Annotated in this window: 17 protein-coding genes; 1 reads left to right on the top strand and 16 read right to left on the bottom strand. The window is 46.0% G+C overall.

The annotated features are described in order from the left end of the window. Nucleotides 1–101: 101 nt before the first annotated feature. The 8 genes from OB236_RS34160 to OB236_RS34125 all read right to left on the bottom strand — a co-directional run bounded on the left by OB236_RS34160 (nucleotide 102) and on the right by OB236_RS34125 (nucleotide 6,945). Nucleotides 102–695, bottom strand: coding sequence for a hypothetical protein (locus tag OB236_RS34160; protein WP_262688044.1), 594 nt, complete (start codon nucleotides 693–695; stop codon nucleotides 102–104). A gap of 304 nt (nucleotides 696–999) precedes the next feature. Beyond that, a complete protein-coding gene (locus tag OB236_RS34155) occupies nucleotides 1,000–1,794 on the bottom strand; it encodes an SDR family NAD(P)-dependent oxidoreductase (RefSeq protein ID WP_262688043.1) in 795 nt (264 codons plus the stop codon). 15 nt (nucleotides 1,795–1,809) lie between these two features. Next, nucleotides 1,810–2,970 carry a UxaA family hydrolase gene (locus OB236_RS34150; RefSeq protein WP_076233086.1) on the bottom strand — a complete coding sequence of 387 codons (1,161 nt, stop codon included), beginning with the start codon at nucleotides 2,968–2,970 and terminating at the stop codon, nucleotides 1,810–1,812. A 50-nt stretch (nucleotides 2,971–3,020) separates the two neighbouring features. Then, nucleotides 3,021–3,341, bottom strand: a complete 321-nt coding sequence (locus OB236_RS34145; protein ID WP_076233085.1) for a UxaA family hydrolase — start codon at nucleotides 3,339–3,341, stop codon at nucleotides 3,021–3,023. A gap of 114 nt (nucleotides 3,342–3,455) precedes the next feature. Further along, nucleotides 3,456–4,376 (bottom strand): fumarylacetoacetate hydrolase family protein, encoded by a 921-nt coding sequence (locus tag OB236_RS34140; RefSeq protein WP_262688042.1) that lies wholly within the window; start codon nucleotides 4,374–4,376, stop codon nucleotides 3,456–3,458. Between the two features lie 47 nt (nucleotides 4,377–4,423). Next, nucleotides 4,424–5,197, bottom strand: a complete 774-nt coding sequence (locus OB236_RS34135; protein ID WP_076233083.1) for an SDR family NAD(P)-dependent oxidoreductase — start codon at nucleotides 5,195–5,197, stop codon at nucleotides 4,424–4,426. Nucleotides 5,198–5,222: 25 nt separating this feature from the next. Further along, nucleotides 5,223–5,978, bottom strand: a complete 756-nt coding sequence (locus OB236_RS34130) for an IclR family transcriptional regulator (RefSeq protein WP_262688041.1) — start codon at nucleotides 5,976–5,978, stop codon at nucleotides 5,223–5,225. Between the two features lie 226 nt (nucleotides 5,979–6,204). Then, nucleotides 6,205–6,945 carry an SDR family oxidoreductase gene (locus OB236_RS34125; protein ID WP_262688040.1) on the bottom strand — a complete coding sequence of 247 codons (741 nt, stop codon included), beginning with the start codon at nucleotides 6,943–6,945 and terminating at the stop codon, nucleotides 6,205–6,207. A gap of 182 nt (nucleotides 6,946–7,127) precedes the next feature. On the opposite strand from OB236_RS34125, the gene OB236_RS34120 reads away from it, so the two are divergent. Next, nucleotides 7,128–7,703, top strand: a complete 576-nt coding sequence (locus OB236_RS34120; protein WP_076233080.1) for a TetR/AcrR family transcriptional regulator — start codon at nucleotides 7,128–7,130, stop codon at nucleotides 7,701–7,703. Nucleotides 7,704–7,772: 69 nt separating this feature from the next. Here the strand turns inward: OB236_RS34120 and OB236_RS34115 are convergent, their stop codons facing one another. From OB236_RS34115 to OB236_RS34080, 8 genes are all read right to left on the bottom strand, one after another. Further along, nucleotides 7,773–9,587 (bottom strand): SpoIIE family protein phosphatase, encoded by a 1,815-nt coding sequence (locus OB236_RS34115; protein WP_262688039.1) that lies wholly within the window; start codon nucleotides 9,585–9,587, stop codon nucleotides 7,773–7,775. Next, nucleotides 9,584–10,582 (bottom strand): sensor histidine kinase, encoded by a 999-nt coding sequence (locus OB236_RS34110; protein ID WP_262688038.1) that lies wholly within the window; start codon nucleotides 10,580–10,582, stop codon nucleotides 9,584–9,586. Before OB236_RS34110 ends, OB236_RS34115 begins: the two co-directional genes overlap by 4 nt. A gap of 8 nt (nucleotides 10,583–10,590) precedes the next feature. Further along, nucleotides 10,591–10,980: a DUF1987 domain-containing protein gene (locus tag OB236_RS34105; protein ID WP_076233077.1), complete on the bottom strand. Its 390-nt coding sequence runs from the start codon at nucleotides 10,978–10,980 to the stop codon at nucleotides 10,591–10,593. Nucleotides 10,981–10,995: 15 nt separating this feature from the next. Next, on the bottom strand, nucleotides 10,996–11,544 hold the full coding sequence (locus OB236_RS34100; RefSeq protein WP_076233076.1) for a SiaB family protein kinase: 549 nt from the start codon (nucleotides 11,542–11,544) through the stop codon (nucleotides 10,996–10,998). Nucleotides 11,545–11,565: 21 nt separating this feature from the next. Further along, nucleotides 11,566–12,288, bottom strand: coding sequence for a response regulator transcription factor (locus OB236_RS34095; protein WP_076233075.1), 723 nt, complete (start codon nucleotides 12,286–12,288; stop codon nucleotides 11,566–11,568). A 274-nt stretch (nucleotides 12,289–12,562) separates the two neighbouring features. Further along, the gene (locus OB236_RS34090) at nucleotides 12,563–13,507 is read right to left on the bottom strand and encodes a LutC/YkgG family protein (protein ID WP_262688037.1); all 945 of its coding nucleotides are present in this window, start codon (nucleotides 13,505–13,507) and stop codon (nucleotides 12,563–12,565) included. Further along, the gene (locus OB236_RS34085) at nucleotides 13,497–15,011 is read right to left on the bottom strand and encodes a LutB/LldF family L-lactate oxidation iron-sulfur protein (protein ID WP_262688035.1); all 1,515 of its coding nucleotides are present in this window, start codon (nucleotides 15,009–15,011) and stop codon (nucleotides 13,497–13,499) included. Before OB236_RS34085 ends, OB236_RS34090 begins: the two co-directional genes overlap by 11 nt. Beyond that, nucleotides 14,992–15,738, bottom strand: a complete 747-nt coding sequence (locus OB236_RS34080; protein WP_262688033.1) for a (Fe-S)-binding protein — start codon at nucleotides 15,736–15,738, stop codon at nucleotides 14,992–14,994. Before OB236_RS34080 ends, OB236_RS34085 begins: the two co-directional genes overlap by 20 nt. Between the last annotated feature and the right edge of the window lie 142 nt (nucleotides 15,739–15,880).

The raw sequence follows: 15,880 nt of genomic DNA, 5'->3' as shown, positions 1-15,880 counted from the left end.
CAAATTCAATATAACACGTGTTATTAAATGCGGCAATATATTTTACCAAAACAAAAAACGCCAGGATCAACCCCCAGCGTTTGTTAAATGTTATAAAAGTGTTAAGCATGCATGAGCTGTTTGAATTGCTGAGTCGCCACATAATATTGAAATTTATTCAAATCACTCGCTGAGATCTGGTGAATTTCGGCTCCGTAACGAATCGTTCTCTCCAGAATGTGGGCATAACGAACGATAATTTTTGGCATGATGCACTCATCGTCGCAAAATATTTTGGTATCATACACATGGTTCAGCTTGATCGAAAAATCGTTGACCTCCAGGCCAATTCCGATTTGACTTACATTGGAAATCCGAACAGCTGTAATTTTAAAATCATCGTTAAGTGTCGCATAGGTGTTCAATTTAAAGCTTTTTATCGGTTCCATATTGTCATTCATAAAGTCTTCATATGCTTTCTCTGGTCTTTTTCCTATGTTAAACAATTCCGATTCTGCAGTCGCAAGAATCAGCTTTGTTGAGGATGCATATAAAACCTTTGTCGGTTGACGTCTTTGGAAATCAAAGCATAACACTTTATCTCCTCTTGCAAATTCTACAGGCTTTAAGGTCTCAACTTCCATCATATCTGGTTGATCATATCCTATGCGTCCATGATAAACTTTTCCTTTGTGTAATAATTGAATGTCTCTCATAAGAACACCTCCACTTAAGCTATACACTTACTATACGTGAAAATGTTTCAAAAAGTTTGAGGTAACTATTAGAAATTGATTAGCTTTCTTGACGAAATTCATCAAATCTTGTCGAACGTTCTAGAAGTTTGATTCATGGTTGTGGCTAGACCCTTGTCTAAACCCATACGTGGGTGCGTTGACGAGGACATCTTTCTTTGCTGTCTGCCAGGCCTCATCATCTATCTATATGAAAAAAAGCTCTTCGGGAACACCCGAAGAGCTTTCAACTCGTTAAATTTCTATGTGGATACAACCGTCGATCTTAATGCTCCATATGATCTTCCGGTTGAGCTGCTTTTACTGTTAATCCGCCGTCAACCATTAACAGATGACCATTAATCTGCATCGCTTCATCGGAAGCGAGGAATACAACAGCATCTCCGATTTGCCGGGACGTGCCTAGCCGCTTCATCGGATTAGCCTCAATCTCTTTGGCACGAATTTGCGGATCCGCCAAAAAGTCCGTACACATATCGGTATCCACAGTACTTGGTCCGACTGCATTTACATTAATGTTGTACTTACCCAGCTCGATAGCCATACCTTTGGTTAACATATGTGCGGCTGCCTTGGACGATTGATAATGAGGAATCACCGGACTTGTTACCACGAGGCTCGCTGTGGAAAGCACATTAATAATTTTACCGTAACGCTTTTCAACCATCGTCTTGGCTGCAAGCTGAGAACAGAGGAAAATCGATTTGACGTTCGTCGCATAAGTCCGATCCCATGTCTCTTCAGTCAGCTTCATAAACGGTTCGAATGGTGCAATTCCGGCATTATTGACTAATACTTCAATATCGCCCAGCACCTCACGGACCTGCTCGAACATCGCTTCCACCTGTTTACCATCACCAACATCCGCCTGTACGATCATCGATTTGACGCCTAACGCCTGAATTTGTTCTTTTACCTTTTCCGCAAGCGAACGTGAACGATCTGACGTATAGTTGACAGCTACATGAGCGCCCTCTTCAGCCAACCGCAATGCCACGGCTTCACCGATTCCACGGCTGCCGCCCGTTACCAGGGCAACCTTATTTGCTAATCTTCCCATTTATATAGGCCTCCCTTATAAGCTCGGTCCGATACGGTTGATACTGAATTCGGTATGACCGAGAATTTCAGCCTTCGTCAGCTTACCGTTCGCTACCGCTTTAATTTCTTCCCAAATCATTTCTCCAGCATCTTCCAGACTCAGCGTCCCTGCCAGCATGTCACCGACATTAATATCCATATTGTCACTCATCCGCTCGAACATCCGTGTGTTTCCGGTAATTTTGATGACTGGCACAACCGCAGAGCCGGTTGGTGTACCGCGCCCGGTTGTAAAGCATACGAGATGGGCTCCACCCGCAGCCATACCGGATACACATTCAATGTCATTACCCGGGGAGTCCATAAAATACAGTCCATGCTTCGGAATCGTCTCGGCATATTCGACAATACCCTTAATAGGTGCCGTACCGCATTTGCTGATACAACCCAGGGATTTCTCCTCAATGGTCGTTAAGCCTCCTGCAATGTTGCCCGGGCTTGGGTTGCCACCGCGCATATCGGCGCCCATTCGCTCCACTTCTTTTTCAAAACGGTTGACGATGGTGTACAACATATCGGAGGTTTCCGGTGTGGCACAGCGGGAAGCCAGAACGTGCTCGGCTCCGATAATTTCCGTAGTTTCTCCGATCACGACACCCCCGCCAACCTGGATCAGGGAATCCGCCGCTGCACCCAATGCAGGGTTGGAAGCAAGGCCCGAGGTTGCGTCGGAACCGCCGCATTTGACGCCAATGATCAGCTCGCTGAAAGGAATCGGTTCCGACTCCATCGCATCCAGCTGCTGCTTCATCTTCTTCGCCAGCTCGACACCGTGCTGAATCGCTTTAACCGACCCGCCAGCTGACTGAATATCGAATACCTCAACCAGCTTACCTGTTGCACGAACCGCATCTGCCAGCTGCGTAGGATCGATCACCTCACAGCCCAAGCTGATGATGATGACTCCACCTACATTCGGATTTTTGCCCGTACCTGCCAGCATGTCGAAAGTCCGATCCTTATCCGCGCCGATTTGGCTGCAGCCGTGCTGATGCGGAATCGCTATCGTTTCAGGTACCATTTGCATGATACGGCTGCATACCTGATTGGCACAAATCACAGTGGGAATGATTAATAAATGATTGCGGATACCTACCGTTCCGTCCGATCTTCTATAGCCCATCATATGCTCCATTACAAATTCCTCCTTAGAGTCTGCTGAGCAGAAACTCACCTGCTATATTATTAAGCCTTAGGCGCTTGATCGCCGCGTCCACGAATACCTTCGACATTATGGACATGAACGTGCTCACCCGCACGAATAGCGGTCGTCGTTCTACCGATCACTTCGCCATATTTACGAATGTCGGTACCTTCGGCAATATCCGTGATCGCCAGCTTATGACCGAATTGAATTGCATCCACAAGCACAAGCTCATGAACCGCATCCTGTACACGATAGGCAACCTTGCTCCCCTGCTCCAAATCCTTGATCGCTGTAGCAACATGATCCCTTGCATCCATGACCAGAGCGTCTGCCCCTACTTCAATTTGATGTCCTGCCATTGTAATTGATAACCTCCTGAAAGCTTCCTTAAGAAGCTGGGATCGTAAGCATGAACCGGAATGTTTTCGTAAAAAACAGACTACGTAAGCATCCCATCTACCTGTATTGTGACATTACCGTTGTTCGGCTACCATCCGGTTCGTTAATGTACCCAGTTTTTCCACTTCAATCGTCACCACATCGCCGTCTTTCAAATAAACCTGTTTGTCCTCAGACAAGCCCAATACGACACCCTCAGGTGTTCCAGTCAAAATAATATCTCCCGGTACCAGCGTCATATGCTGAGAAATATAGCTGACGATTTCATCGCAATGGAAGATCATATCCGACGTATTCGAGTTTTGGCGCTGCTCACCGTTAACCAGCGTGCGAATACCCAGATTGTTAGGGTCGCCAACCTCATCAGCTGTCACCAGGTAAGGCCCAAGCGGACTAAAACCATCCAGGCTTTTGCCAAGCAGCCATTGCTGAGTGCGCAGCTGCAAATCACGAGCGGACAGATCATTTACGTTACAGTAACCGAACACATGGCTTAGTGCATCTTCCTTGGTTACATACTTGGCTTTGGTTCCGATGACAATAACCAATTCACACTCGTAGTCCACCTTGCTAGTCACTCTTTCCGCAAGTGATACATCAGCACCATGACCCGTTAGCGTATTATTGAATTTGTTAAAAAGGATTGGATATTGCGGAATCGGTGCATTGGTTTCTTCGGCATGCTTCCGATAGTTCAAACCTACGCAGATGATTTTGTTCGGATGGGTTACACACGGTCCCAATGTCAGCTCAGATTCAACCAGCACATGAGTACTTGGACCACGATCCGCAGCTGATAGCACTTGATCCACATAGGCTGCAAGAGCTGCTAGCGCGTCTGCACCACCATCAATTACTTCATGTACCGTTTGCGGGACGACTTGACCTTCCAGTACCGGAATCTCCTCAAGGGCAGCAGTAATATGTACAATCCCTTGTTCGGTCTTCACACCCAGCTTTTGTTGACCCTCTTCAATAAAAGTAAGCAGTTTCATAGTTTCATTCCTCCATCATATATAGTTAGATTTAACCGTATTGTAACTTAAGCATTTTTACCAAAAACAACGCCGCCATCAATATAAAGCGGAGAGCCCATCATAAAGCGGGAGTCATCCGAAGCCAGGAACAATGCCGCCTTGGCCACATCTTCAGGTCTGCCCAAGTCACCGCTAAGCTGGCGTTTCTTGAGAGAATCGATCGCTTCCTCCGGATCGTCGTAGGAGGTACGCAGGTAATTTTCCACAAAAGGTGTAAGAATCGTGCCCGGGAGCAGCGCATTAACGCGAATTTGGTAAGGTGCGTAGTCAACCTGCATCGATTTGGTGAGCGACAGTACAGCACCTTTGGTTGCTGAATAGGAAGCACGACGGCCCAAGCCGATTTCAGCTATGCAGGAGGACATATTAATGATCGAGCCTTCACGACGATCCATCATATGCGGCAGCACATATTTACACGGCAAAAACACACCGCGAATGTTGATCCTGATGACACGATCCCAGTCCTCCGGTTCTACCTCATGAATCGCTCCGATACCGCTTACCCCTGCATTATTAAACAAGACATCTATACGACCGTAGGTGTCGATAGCCTGATCCACCATCGCTTTTACCGATTCTGGAACCGTTGTGTCTGCCTGGATAAAAAGCGCCTTGCCTCCAGCCTGATGAATTTCTTCCACGGTTTCGAGACCGCCTTTTTCAACCAGATCATTCACAATGACAGTAGCGCCTTCTTTGGCGAACAGCAGCGCCGAGCTTTTGCCAATACCTGATCCAGCGCCCGTAATCAAAACGATTTTATTGTCTAATCTCACTCATTATCATTCCTTTCGATTGATATTAAACAGAACTATGTGAAAGCCTTGCAGCCAAGGCACAAATTTCACGCTGCGCCAGCTCCCGCTTTTGCTCCCATTCATGCTGAAACATCGAGCAGCTGATCGCCGCTATGACCTGACCCTGCGTATCCCTAACCGGTGCCGCCACACAGCAAAAACCCATTACAGCTTCCTGTAGATCAAATGCAACACCATGCTCGCGGGAAAGCTCCAGCTGCGTAATCAAGTCACTGCGATTCTTAAGCGTGTGCGGTGTCGGGCAAGGCTGCAGTGACTCTTCAGGGAACAGGCTTTCAATAACCGAGGTTTCCAGATCAGCCAGCAGTGCTTTGCCAAGTGCCGTCACATGAGCAGGCAGCTTCATACCAGGCTCGGAAGCTAATCGAACCGGAGATGGCATTTCCTCCTTGGCCAGATACAGCACCTCGTGCCGTTCCAATCTGGCTAGTTGAATCGTTTCCTGAATCTTGTGTTTCGTGATAGACGCTTCCTTGCGAAACCGTTCTATTAAACTGAATTGCTTGAAAAAAGAGTTTCCGATAAACCCGAGTCTAGACCCCAGGGAATAGGTCCCCTCTGCATCCCGAACAACCCATTCCAACTGCTCCATCGTATTCAGTAACGAAAACATCGAGCTTTTGTTAATGCCAAGCTGCTTCGAGAGATCAATCAGCTTCAGCTTGGAGGGCTGCCCGGAAATGGCCAGCAGGATATCATTAGCTTTGTCCAAAGCTGGTACCCAATACTTTTTGTCCATATTCCCTCCCAAGATGAAAAACGAATGTGGTTTACTATAGTAAACCATAGTTTTGTATAATCTACATTTTAATCCTAACACCAGCCAATTCGTCTGTCAACGGGTTACTGCCTAAACATTTTACTTCATTCCCCATTGAATAGGATAAAAAAAGATCGCCCTCTAAGTAAAGGACGATCCATGCAGTAACTTCTATCAAGAAATCAAATCTATCACGGTAATTGTGTTAAGGCTGTAGGGTTGGTCTAATCACGATCTCGTTGACTCCGGTATCCTCGGGTTCATTAATGACGTATGCAATCGCTCTGGCAATACTGTATGGAGAAATAGCCATTTTCATGAATTCGCTGGCCATAGCCTGGATGGCAGGACTGTTAATTGAATGGGATAACTCCGTATCCGTTATTCCCGGTGAGATAATGGTGGTTCGAATATTAGAGGCAGGAGATTCTTCCTGGCGCAACCCTTCCGTTATCGCTCTAACTGCAAATTTGGTAGCGCTATATACAGATGAGGCTGGACTTACACTATAACCTGCAACCGAGGAAATATTGATGATATGTCCTGATTGCTGTTCCCTCATAGTTGGCAATACTGCGGCAATGCCGTACAGAACTCCCTTGATATTAACATCAATCATGTTATCCCACTCGTTGACCCTGAGTTCGTTAAGCTGGGATACTGGCATGATTCCGGCATTATTCACTAGAACATCGATACGTCCATACTGCTGTAAGGCAAATTGTGCAAGCTTCTGCATATCTTCCGCTGAAGCCACATTTGTTACATGGTATACAGCCTCTCCGCCTTCTTTTTCTATCTCGCTAACTATCGTTTGCAAGCGTTCCTCTCTTCTAGCAGCCAATACGACCTTTGCGCCGTTTTGGGCCACTAACTTGGCAGTAGCTTCTCCTATTCCGCTGGATGCTCCCGTAATGATGATCACCTTGGATTTCAAGTTGTCCATTTGTTATCGCCCCTTAAAATAATTTGTAATCAATTTTAATTAACAACTGTTGATTATTTAATAGCTGTTGATTATTATTATATAGAGAAGATAAGTTAATTCAATCGCTAATACTTGCAATTTTGTTTCATATACAACAACAGCACTAGAATTGTTCATTAACGTGAGGAGGCAAATGCAATATGGATACCGCAACGAAAATAGATAGACGAATCCTGAGAACAAAGGAATCCATTAACAAGGCGTTTCTGGGATTGTTTTCCGAAAAAGAGTTCGATCAAATCACCATTAATGATATTGCTGAACGGGCCAATGTAAACCGGGGGACCATATATCTTCACTACACGGATAAATACGACCTGCTTAATAAATGCATAGAAGACCATCTAAGCCATATGTTCATAGCATGCAAAGCGATCGATTACAATCTGGAAAAAATAGATCTGATCCGTGCATTAATGCCAGCATTTACTTATTTCGAGGATAATTTTCTATTCTTTTCTTCCATGCTCACTAATCAAAGAACCTCCGTATTTCGGGAACGCATGCTGCAGAATGTGGCTGCTAGCATAACAGAGAAGATCAATATGCAGGAGATCAATCAGGAAATGGATAAGGAACTAATTACACAATTTATGGCCTCGGCCTTCGTTGGAACCGTGGAGTGGTGGATTCTCAATAGCATGCCACGTTCACCTCAATTTATGGCAGAGCAGCTATGGAAATTGTTTCAAAGAAATGATATTTACCCGAGATGACACCTAATCAGAAGTCAACAAAAAAACACATGCCTGAGCATGTGTTTTTTATTGAAAGCCTTATTCTTTTCAGGATATTTTGAAGCCTAATAATGTAATATCGTCACGCTGTGGCTCGTCGCCCATATAATCGACCAGTCGACTGCGGAACAAAGCTTCCTGCTCACCCAATGGTTTACCATGGAACTGCTCGATCATTTCAATCAGCTTTTGCTTGCCGAACGAAACATTCTTGACGCCGCCGTTCTGATCCAGATAACCATCTGTAGTCATATAAAAGGAAGCACCCGTACTTACCGTAAGCTCGGCATTCGCAAAGTTGAATTGGTTATTCGTTCTGACTGAACCAATGCTTTTGCGATCACCCTTGATCACCGTCAATTCCTGATCGTTCTTCATATACAGGGAGGTTTTGGCGCCAGCAAATGTAAGCTGATCCCCTCTGATGAAACAAAGCCCGATATCCAACCCGTCATCCGACATCAGGTCTCCATGCTCGCGGTGCAGTGTTTCTTTAATCAGTCGGTTCATTGATTGCAGAATGGATGCCGGGTCCATAGTTTCTGCCGTCTCGGCAATACGATTGAGGATGGAGATGGAAATCATGGTCATCAATGCCCCCGGTACACCATGGCCTGTACAATCACCAATAGCTAATAAATAGCCATCATTGGTCTGCTTCATCCAATAAAAATCGCCGCCTACAACGTCACGCGGCTCCCATAGTACAAAATGATCCTGCAGCACACCCTCGATTTCCTCGCGTGAAGGCAGTATCGAGTCCTGAATCCGCTTCGCATAATCAATGCTGTCCGTCAGCTTCTGCTTCTGCTCGGATATTTGCTTCGTCCGCTCCTGAACCGCCTGCTCCAGCTTGCGATTAAGCTCCAGAGCCCTATTGTAGGGGTTGGCCAGGTTGCGTGTAACGAAATAAAACATGAAGATCATAGCTAGGATGCACAGCAGTGACGCAATGCCTGTATTAATTTTAATCGTATCGAGAAACGAAACCGAATCACTCCGTCGCATTTGAAACAGCAGCTTCCAATCTGTCGATTTGAGCGGAAAACTGATCAAATCCATCTTCTGTCCTTCGCTATCCATATAATCAAGGACTACGGGTTGTTGACCATTGGAGTCAGTTTGATTGAATTGACCAAGCATTTGTTGAACGAGCTGTTCAGGAACAAGACTGGACACCATTGTCCCCACCTTGCTGATATCATCTGACAAGTAGATTTTGCCGCTGTTATCGATCAACCACAAATTACTTTTGGCACCATACTTGTAGTCGGCAAAATTGGTTGCCAGCTCCTTCAGGCTTAATCCAATACCTGCTACTCCAACGGGCGCATCTGTCTTACCAACAAGCACATTTACGAATACAAAAGTATCCTGCCGTACTTCGTTATAATCCAAATTAAGTGTAACCTGCTGTTTGGAAGCGAGTGTTTTATAAAACCATTGGTCAGTCGCATTGCCTTCTGACAATACCTTGCTAGCCTGTCCGTTTTCAATCCAATAATTACCGGTTGCCTTGCTTGCTATAAAACCGTTGCTGTAGTCAAATCCGGTTGCCAGGTTATTAAGCTTTTCAATAACATGGCCACGCAGCTTCTCGTCCTTCTCACCATCAGCCAGCCAGTTGATCAGCTCAGGGTCCTTAGCCAACATTAGCGATGACTCTTTAGCCCGTTGAAGACGGCCATCGACCTTGGAAGCGACCGACTCGGCAATCCGCACCAAATCCTTGCTTTTCAACTTGTTGACAACTTCTTTTTCTGCAATGATATATACACTTGTGCCAGCAAGTATAATAGAAAGCACAATAATGATGCTTGCGATTACGATGACTTTCATCAGATTGTGATCTTTTGCGCTCATGATTCCGTCTCCCAAGCCTGATCCAGAATAATCGTTCCCGGTAAAGTAAAATAGAACGTGCAGCCGTGATTTTTCACACTGTTAACGCCAATTTGCCCGTTATGCTGTTGAACGATTTCTTTGGCAATGGCCAGTCCAAGCCCAGTACCCGGAGTCGTGCTCGATTTAGCCTTAATGGCTCGATAAAAACGATCAAAAACATGCGGCAGCGCTTCCTCATCGATACCCTCTCCTGAATCGCTTACCTTGAAGGTAACCTCACAGTGAAGTCCATTGGCTAACATCCGTTGCTTCTCAATATGGACCTCTCCGTGGATTTTAATCATACCTCCGGGGGCCGTATAGCGAAACGCATTATTCACAAAGTTATTCATAACCTGCTCAAATCGTTTCAAATCTATCGAAATCGAAACATATCCAGCTTCCGGGATGTTTTCTTGAAAATCCTCGACACTGAACTGATAGCCACGATCCGCTGCTTCAAGCTCAAATCTACCCCGTAACAGATCCAGCACCTGCTCCAGCGGGTATTCGGAAAATTGGAAAATAGCTTTGCTGGCTTCAAGCTTGGACAGCTCAAACAAGTCATCTACCAGATCATTTACGAGCAGCACCTTATTATAAATCATCCGTAAATGCGGTTCGCCCGGTTCGATCACGCCATCCAGCATCGCTTTGACATAACCCTGAACAGAGGTCATCGGTGTACCAAGCTCATGTGAAATATCACTCATCAGCTTACGACGCGATTTTTCCAGATGCTGCAGATCATGATTCATTTGGCGCATTTCATCCTCGTGCTGTTTGATGTTTTTGCCCTGGATATCGCTGATCTTGAATATTTTGGTCGTCAATTTGATGAGGCGCTCATAATCAATGACCAGCTTGGAGAATTCAGGCAGCAGCTCGTTATGCTCGTGAGCAGCCTCCTCCATAATTTTGCGGGATGCCTCCAATATTTTCCGCTCATTTCCAAACAGATTTTCTTGATCCATTGCAGGCATCAAACCTCTTTCTGTGCAATGATTTGAAATGGCAGCTCCAGATCTTCCTTAAATTCTTCAGCACATTCGATTTCACTCTCATTATCCTCACTGCAAAACCAGTTCAGATTGAGCTCCTTGCCATCATGAAAAGCTTTATTGAACTTTTCCAACAGCATCATGATACACTTCGAGCTGCTTGTATTGATGTATGGCAGGCAGAATTCGATCTCAACCTTCTCGCCACCAAGATTATGTAAATATTGTTCAACCCATTGTAGAATAGGTTCGTAAAATTTAAACGAATTTTCAGGATAAGATTGTCCGCGAACAGATAGCCTATGATTAGTCGGATTGAAAGAAATCTCCGGTGTGCTTCTTGTAGCTTCAATACGCAATACGTCTAACATCTATTCACCTGCTTTCTATACGGTTGCTTTTAATGTAAAAAAGGAAAATTGCGAGTCCAGTTCCGTGATCGTATATTCCAATGGCTGCTTAACCTTTCTGGCAATATCAATTAAACCTAATCCGGCTCCCGAACCTTCCAGCTCTGAAATATCCTGCTTGCGTTTCATTTTGTACATCTTTTTCAATTCTTCCTTATCGAGTAAGTTAATCTCGTCTAATGCCTTGATCAGCTTGGCTGTATCACGGTTTTGAATCTGATTGCCGGAGCATACATAATTGCCAGTCTCCGTTTTGCCTATGGTTACAATACAAGATTCTGAAATTCGGTCACCAAAATCGGAATCCTGCATCAGGGAACAATAATTTTTAATATTTTGCGTCTGTTCGATAAAAATTGAGAATAGGTCGAAAATCGCATTTTGTGGGCGCTTCTCAGTCTCCAAATATTTCTTAACCGCTTCACCGAGCTCTTCTATAATACTTTGAGTAAATTTTCCGGAGAAGGTGATTAATAGACTATGCTCGCGCAATAAGGTTTGCAGCTCCAATAATTTATGGTTCATGGTTTGTCTACACCTCTATTTTTAAGATTTGGGCAGATATGAATTAAATTTATAACCGATCCCCCGAATATTGTGAATATACTTGAACTGAGCAACAGGTGTTTCCAGTTTCTTGCGAAGACTGCTAATGTGCACCATCACGGTACGGGTATCAGATATGCTGTCTGCTCCCCAAATATTTTGATAAAGCTCATCCAATGAAAATACTTGATCCGGCTGCCGCGCCAAAAATATGAGCAGCTGTACTTCCTTCGCAGACAGTGGAACATGGATTCCGTTAACATGCACCTGGAAATTAACCAGATCTACAGTCAATCCATCAAAAGAAAGTGTTCTCAGCTCGTCCTTCTTAACTGGAGTGGCCCCCCTGCGAAAAATCGGTGCTCTCCTGAGATTCGCCTGCACTCTCGCAACCATGACCTCGGGATCAAATGGTTTTGTAATATAGTCATCAGCGCCCAGCTTCAGGCCCTCTACAATGTCATCCGAATCCTTATTACAGCTAATAAACACAATTGGAACGTTGGAAACCTCACGAATTTCCTTGCACACGGTAAGCCCATTCATACCATCCAAATTAATATCTAGCAAAATCAATGCGGGTGTGCTGTTCTCAAATTGATCGAGGGCTTCTTCCCCCGCCTCTGCTATAACAACGTTGAATCCTTGCTTACGAAGATAGAGCTCAATCAAGCTGCTGATTTCCCGATCATCCTCTACTAGCAATATTAATTCACCTGACATGATTTCACCCCTTATGTAGACACATTTTGTCATTTATTAATACATCTGCAAGATGTACGATTTTCGCAAAAAAATCATTAATTCTATTATACTTCTACGAGCATATCATTTGAACTACTTTTTTAAGAAAAATGTAAAGATTTGGCGAATATGAATAACCTGTGAAGCATTTCCACGAAAAAAAGAGCGATAAACACCATCGGTTTCGACACAAACCGACACTGCTTCTCACCCTTATATTCATTTTATTTGAGCAATAATGGTTTGCTTGGTTTTATTTGATAATAACTGCATATACCTTTCCAGGCCCATGGATTCCGATAGTCAGATCATTCTCGATATCCGCGCTGCGGCTCGGACCTGTAATCAGATTTAGAGAGGAAGCATACTGACTCGCATCATGCTTGCCGTTCGTAACTTGCTGAAAAGCTTCACCCATTCGAGTAACAAGCTGATCAGCACGAAAAACAGCGAATAATATATCGGTCAAGAGACTTACGGAACGACCATGCTCAGGCGAGCATTGCAATACAAGCGTGCTCGTATTAGCTACAGCATAATCGGGCCATATAATACCCATCTCGCACCGCTCTGTCCGCTGGAGCAGCCGACTGCGCTGCTGCCAGTTTGAAGGAGCTGCCCCCTGCTTGTCGGTATGTACCGAGGACAGCTCGATAGGACCGGAATCCGCCGTCGCTTCAAGCTTGCTTGGATCCACAGAGTCAGCTTCGATCGGCTGCACATCGGCTTGATCAGCAAGAACTGTCGAGTCAGGTCCAACGGTACCACTTGAGCCCGACATATCCGTACTTGCCGGACCGCCTTCCTGAGCAGCGCTCGGGTCGAGAATCCAGGGGACTACCTCAACTCCCGCTGCTGACAGAGCCCCGTCCACATTCAATCCGATCAAACCTGCATGCTCCCAGCGTGATGCCCGTTTGACCTGCAGCTCCTCCACGATCTGCTGCAGCCATACGCCAAGTTTCTCCTCTGCCTCCGCTGCTTCAACGACCAGCACCTTGCCTGTCAATGCTGTCCAGTTATCGGTAAAAAGCTGTATTTTTTCCTCGGTTGTCCGTTCGATTTCTTTATAAAATGCAGGAGCCCCTCTGTAAGGATGCTCCGGTGCCACGGCATCAGGCGACTTGCGCCCCAATCTTGAAGAGATATTCGCGATAAAAGAATCGCGGCCTTGAATCTGTCCGGGCTTAATGGTCATGATGCTCACCTCTTTTCTTCGAATCTGCAGAGGATGTCACACTAGGAGCGGCAGAGCTTCCGGCAGAGGACTTCATTTCCTGCTGCAGTTTATTCCACTTATCCCGAAACGACTCCTTGGGTTTCATAGGAAAGAAGCGTGACTGCGTCCAGCCCGACATCGGTCCCGGACCCTTCTTAATAAAGCCTTTGCTAATAAAAGGCTTCTGCAAATAGTAAGCGGAATTCATCGCTACCTTGTACAGCTTGACGTTACCAAACACAGTTTGGAATGTCTTAAAGGCAGTACGCTCGGCAAACGGAGTCAGCCCCATTTTCACCTTGCGATTACGCAGCTGTACGAGCATATCATGCAGCGGAATTTTCACTGGGCATGCCTCATAACAAGCCCCGCATAAGCTTGAAGCATAGGCCAGCTCACCGGCTTCCTTCATATCCTGCTGCAGCAGCGGAGTCAATACAGCTCCGATAGGTCCACTGTACACACTGCCATAGGTATGACCGCCAACATGCCGGTACACAGGACATACATTCAGACAGGCCGCGCAGCGGATGCAGTTCAGAACCTCTTGGAACACCGGATCGCCAAGCTGCTCGGAGCGACCATTATCCAGTACAATCAGATGGAGCTCTTCAGGTCCATCCAGCTCGCCTTCACGCCGCGGCCCTGTAATCATGGAGGTATAGGTAGTCAGCTTCTGTCCCGTAGCGCTTCTCGCCAGCAGATTCAGTACAACCTCCAGATCATCAAAGGTGGGAACCAGCCGCTCCATTCCCATAATCACTACATGCGACTTCGGTATCGTGCTGACCATTCGCCCATTTCCTTCATTGGATACAAGCGTAATCGAGCCGGATTCAGCCACACCGAAGTTACAGCCTGTCAAGCCAATATCGGCCTCCAGAAAATAATTACGCAGCTTTTGTCTGGCAAAATCGGCAAGAACCCTTGTTTCCGGAGGAAAGCTTTCCCCGGACTCCTCGTTGAACAGGTCGGCAATCTGCTGCTTGTTCTTGTGAATCGCAGGAATAATCAGATGCGATGGCGTTTCCTTGGCAAGCTGCAAAATATACTCACCCAGATCTGTCTCAATCGCTTCGATCCCATGATCCTCCAAATGGTGGTTCAGATGAATTTCCTCGGACACCATCGATTTGCCTTTGGCTACCAGCTTCGCTTTACGCTTCTCGGCAAGTTCCATAAAGGTCTTTACAGCCTCATCGGCAGTACAGCAAAAGTACACATGCCCGCCCGCCTTGGACACATTATCCGTGAACTGGGTCAAATAATAATCCAGATTATCAATGACATGGGTACGAATCAATCGTCCACGCTCACGCCACTGCTCCCAATCACCAAAATCATCTGTCGCCTTCAGCTTTCCGGTCTTCAGCTTATCAGTTGTAAACGCAACCGCCTTCCGCAAAAAATCGTCAGCCAATGCTTCTTCTGTCCGCTGCTTTAAACCGCTACCGATTAACTGCCTAGTTTCGATCTGACTCATTGCGCTTCACTCCTTCCTCAAGCAGCTGTGCCAAATGCATCACCCGAATTGGCTTATTATCTTTATTCAAGGCCCCGCCGATATTCATCAGGCAGCCCATATCGGTTCCTACCAGCACTTCTGCGCCGGTCGAGCATACATTTCCTGCCTTTTCGCATACCATCGCCTCCGACATATCAGCCATTTTGACGGCAAAGGTACCGCCAAAGCCGCAGCAATCTTCCTTTTTCGGAAGCTCGATCAGCTCAAGCCCCTTAACCTTCGACAATAAAGCACCCGGCTCTTCCTTCACGCCCAACAACCGCATTGCATGACAGGACGGATGGTAAGTGACCTTCTTGTCAAATTGTGCGCCGACATCTGTTATACCAAGCACTCCGACCAGAAACTGCGAAAATTCGTACGTCTTCTCCACCAGCTGCTCGGCCTTCAGCAGCCATTCAGGCTCATTGGCAAATAGCTGCGGATAATAGTGGTGAACCATACCGGTACAGGAGCCGGAAGGCGATACCACATAATCACTATGATCAAACGCGCGGATCAGCCCGCGTGCAACTTCTCTTGCCTCATCCTGATAGCCGCTGTTAAAAGCCGGCTGTCCACAGCAGGTTTGCTGCTCGGGAAAGTCAACCTCACACCCATAACGGGTTAACAGCCTTACGACACTTTCACCAACCTCGGGATACAGCTGGTCCGCCAAACAAGTAATAAACAGGGAAACTCGCATCGGGATACCTACCTTCTTTAAAATAACCATCCATCTTATACTTATCAGGTTATCAGATATGTTGGCTTTTTGAAAGCCTTTTTATAAGAAAACCTCTATCGAGGCCTTTCAAAGATGAGCGACCGCGGTTCAGAGGTAGGTT

This window comes from Paenibacillus baimaensis, from assembly GCF_025567575.1.
The sequence above is the reverse complement of the archived record's forward strand: the minus strand, read 5'-3'. Positions and strand labels throughout refer to the sequence as shown.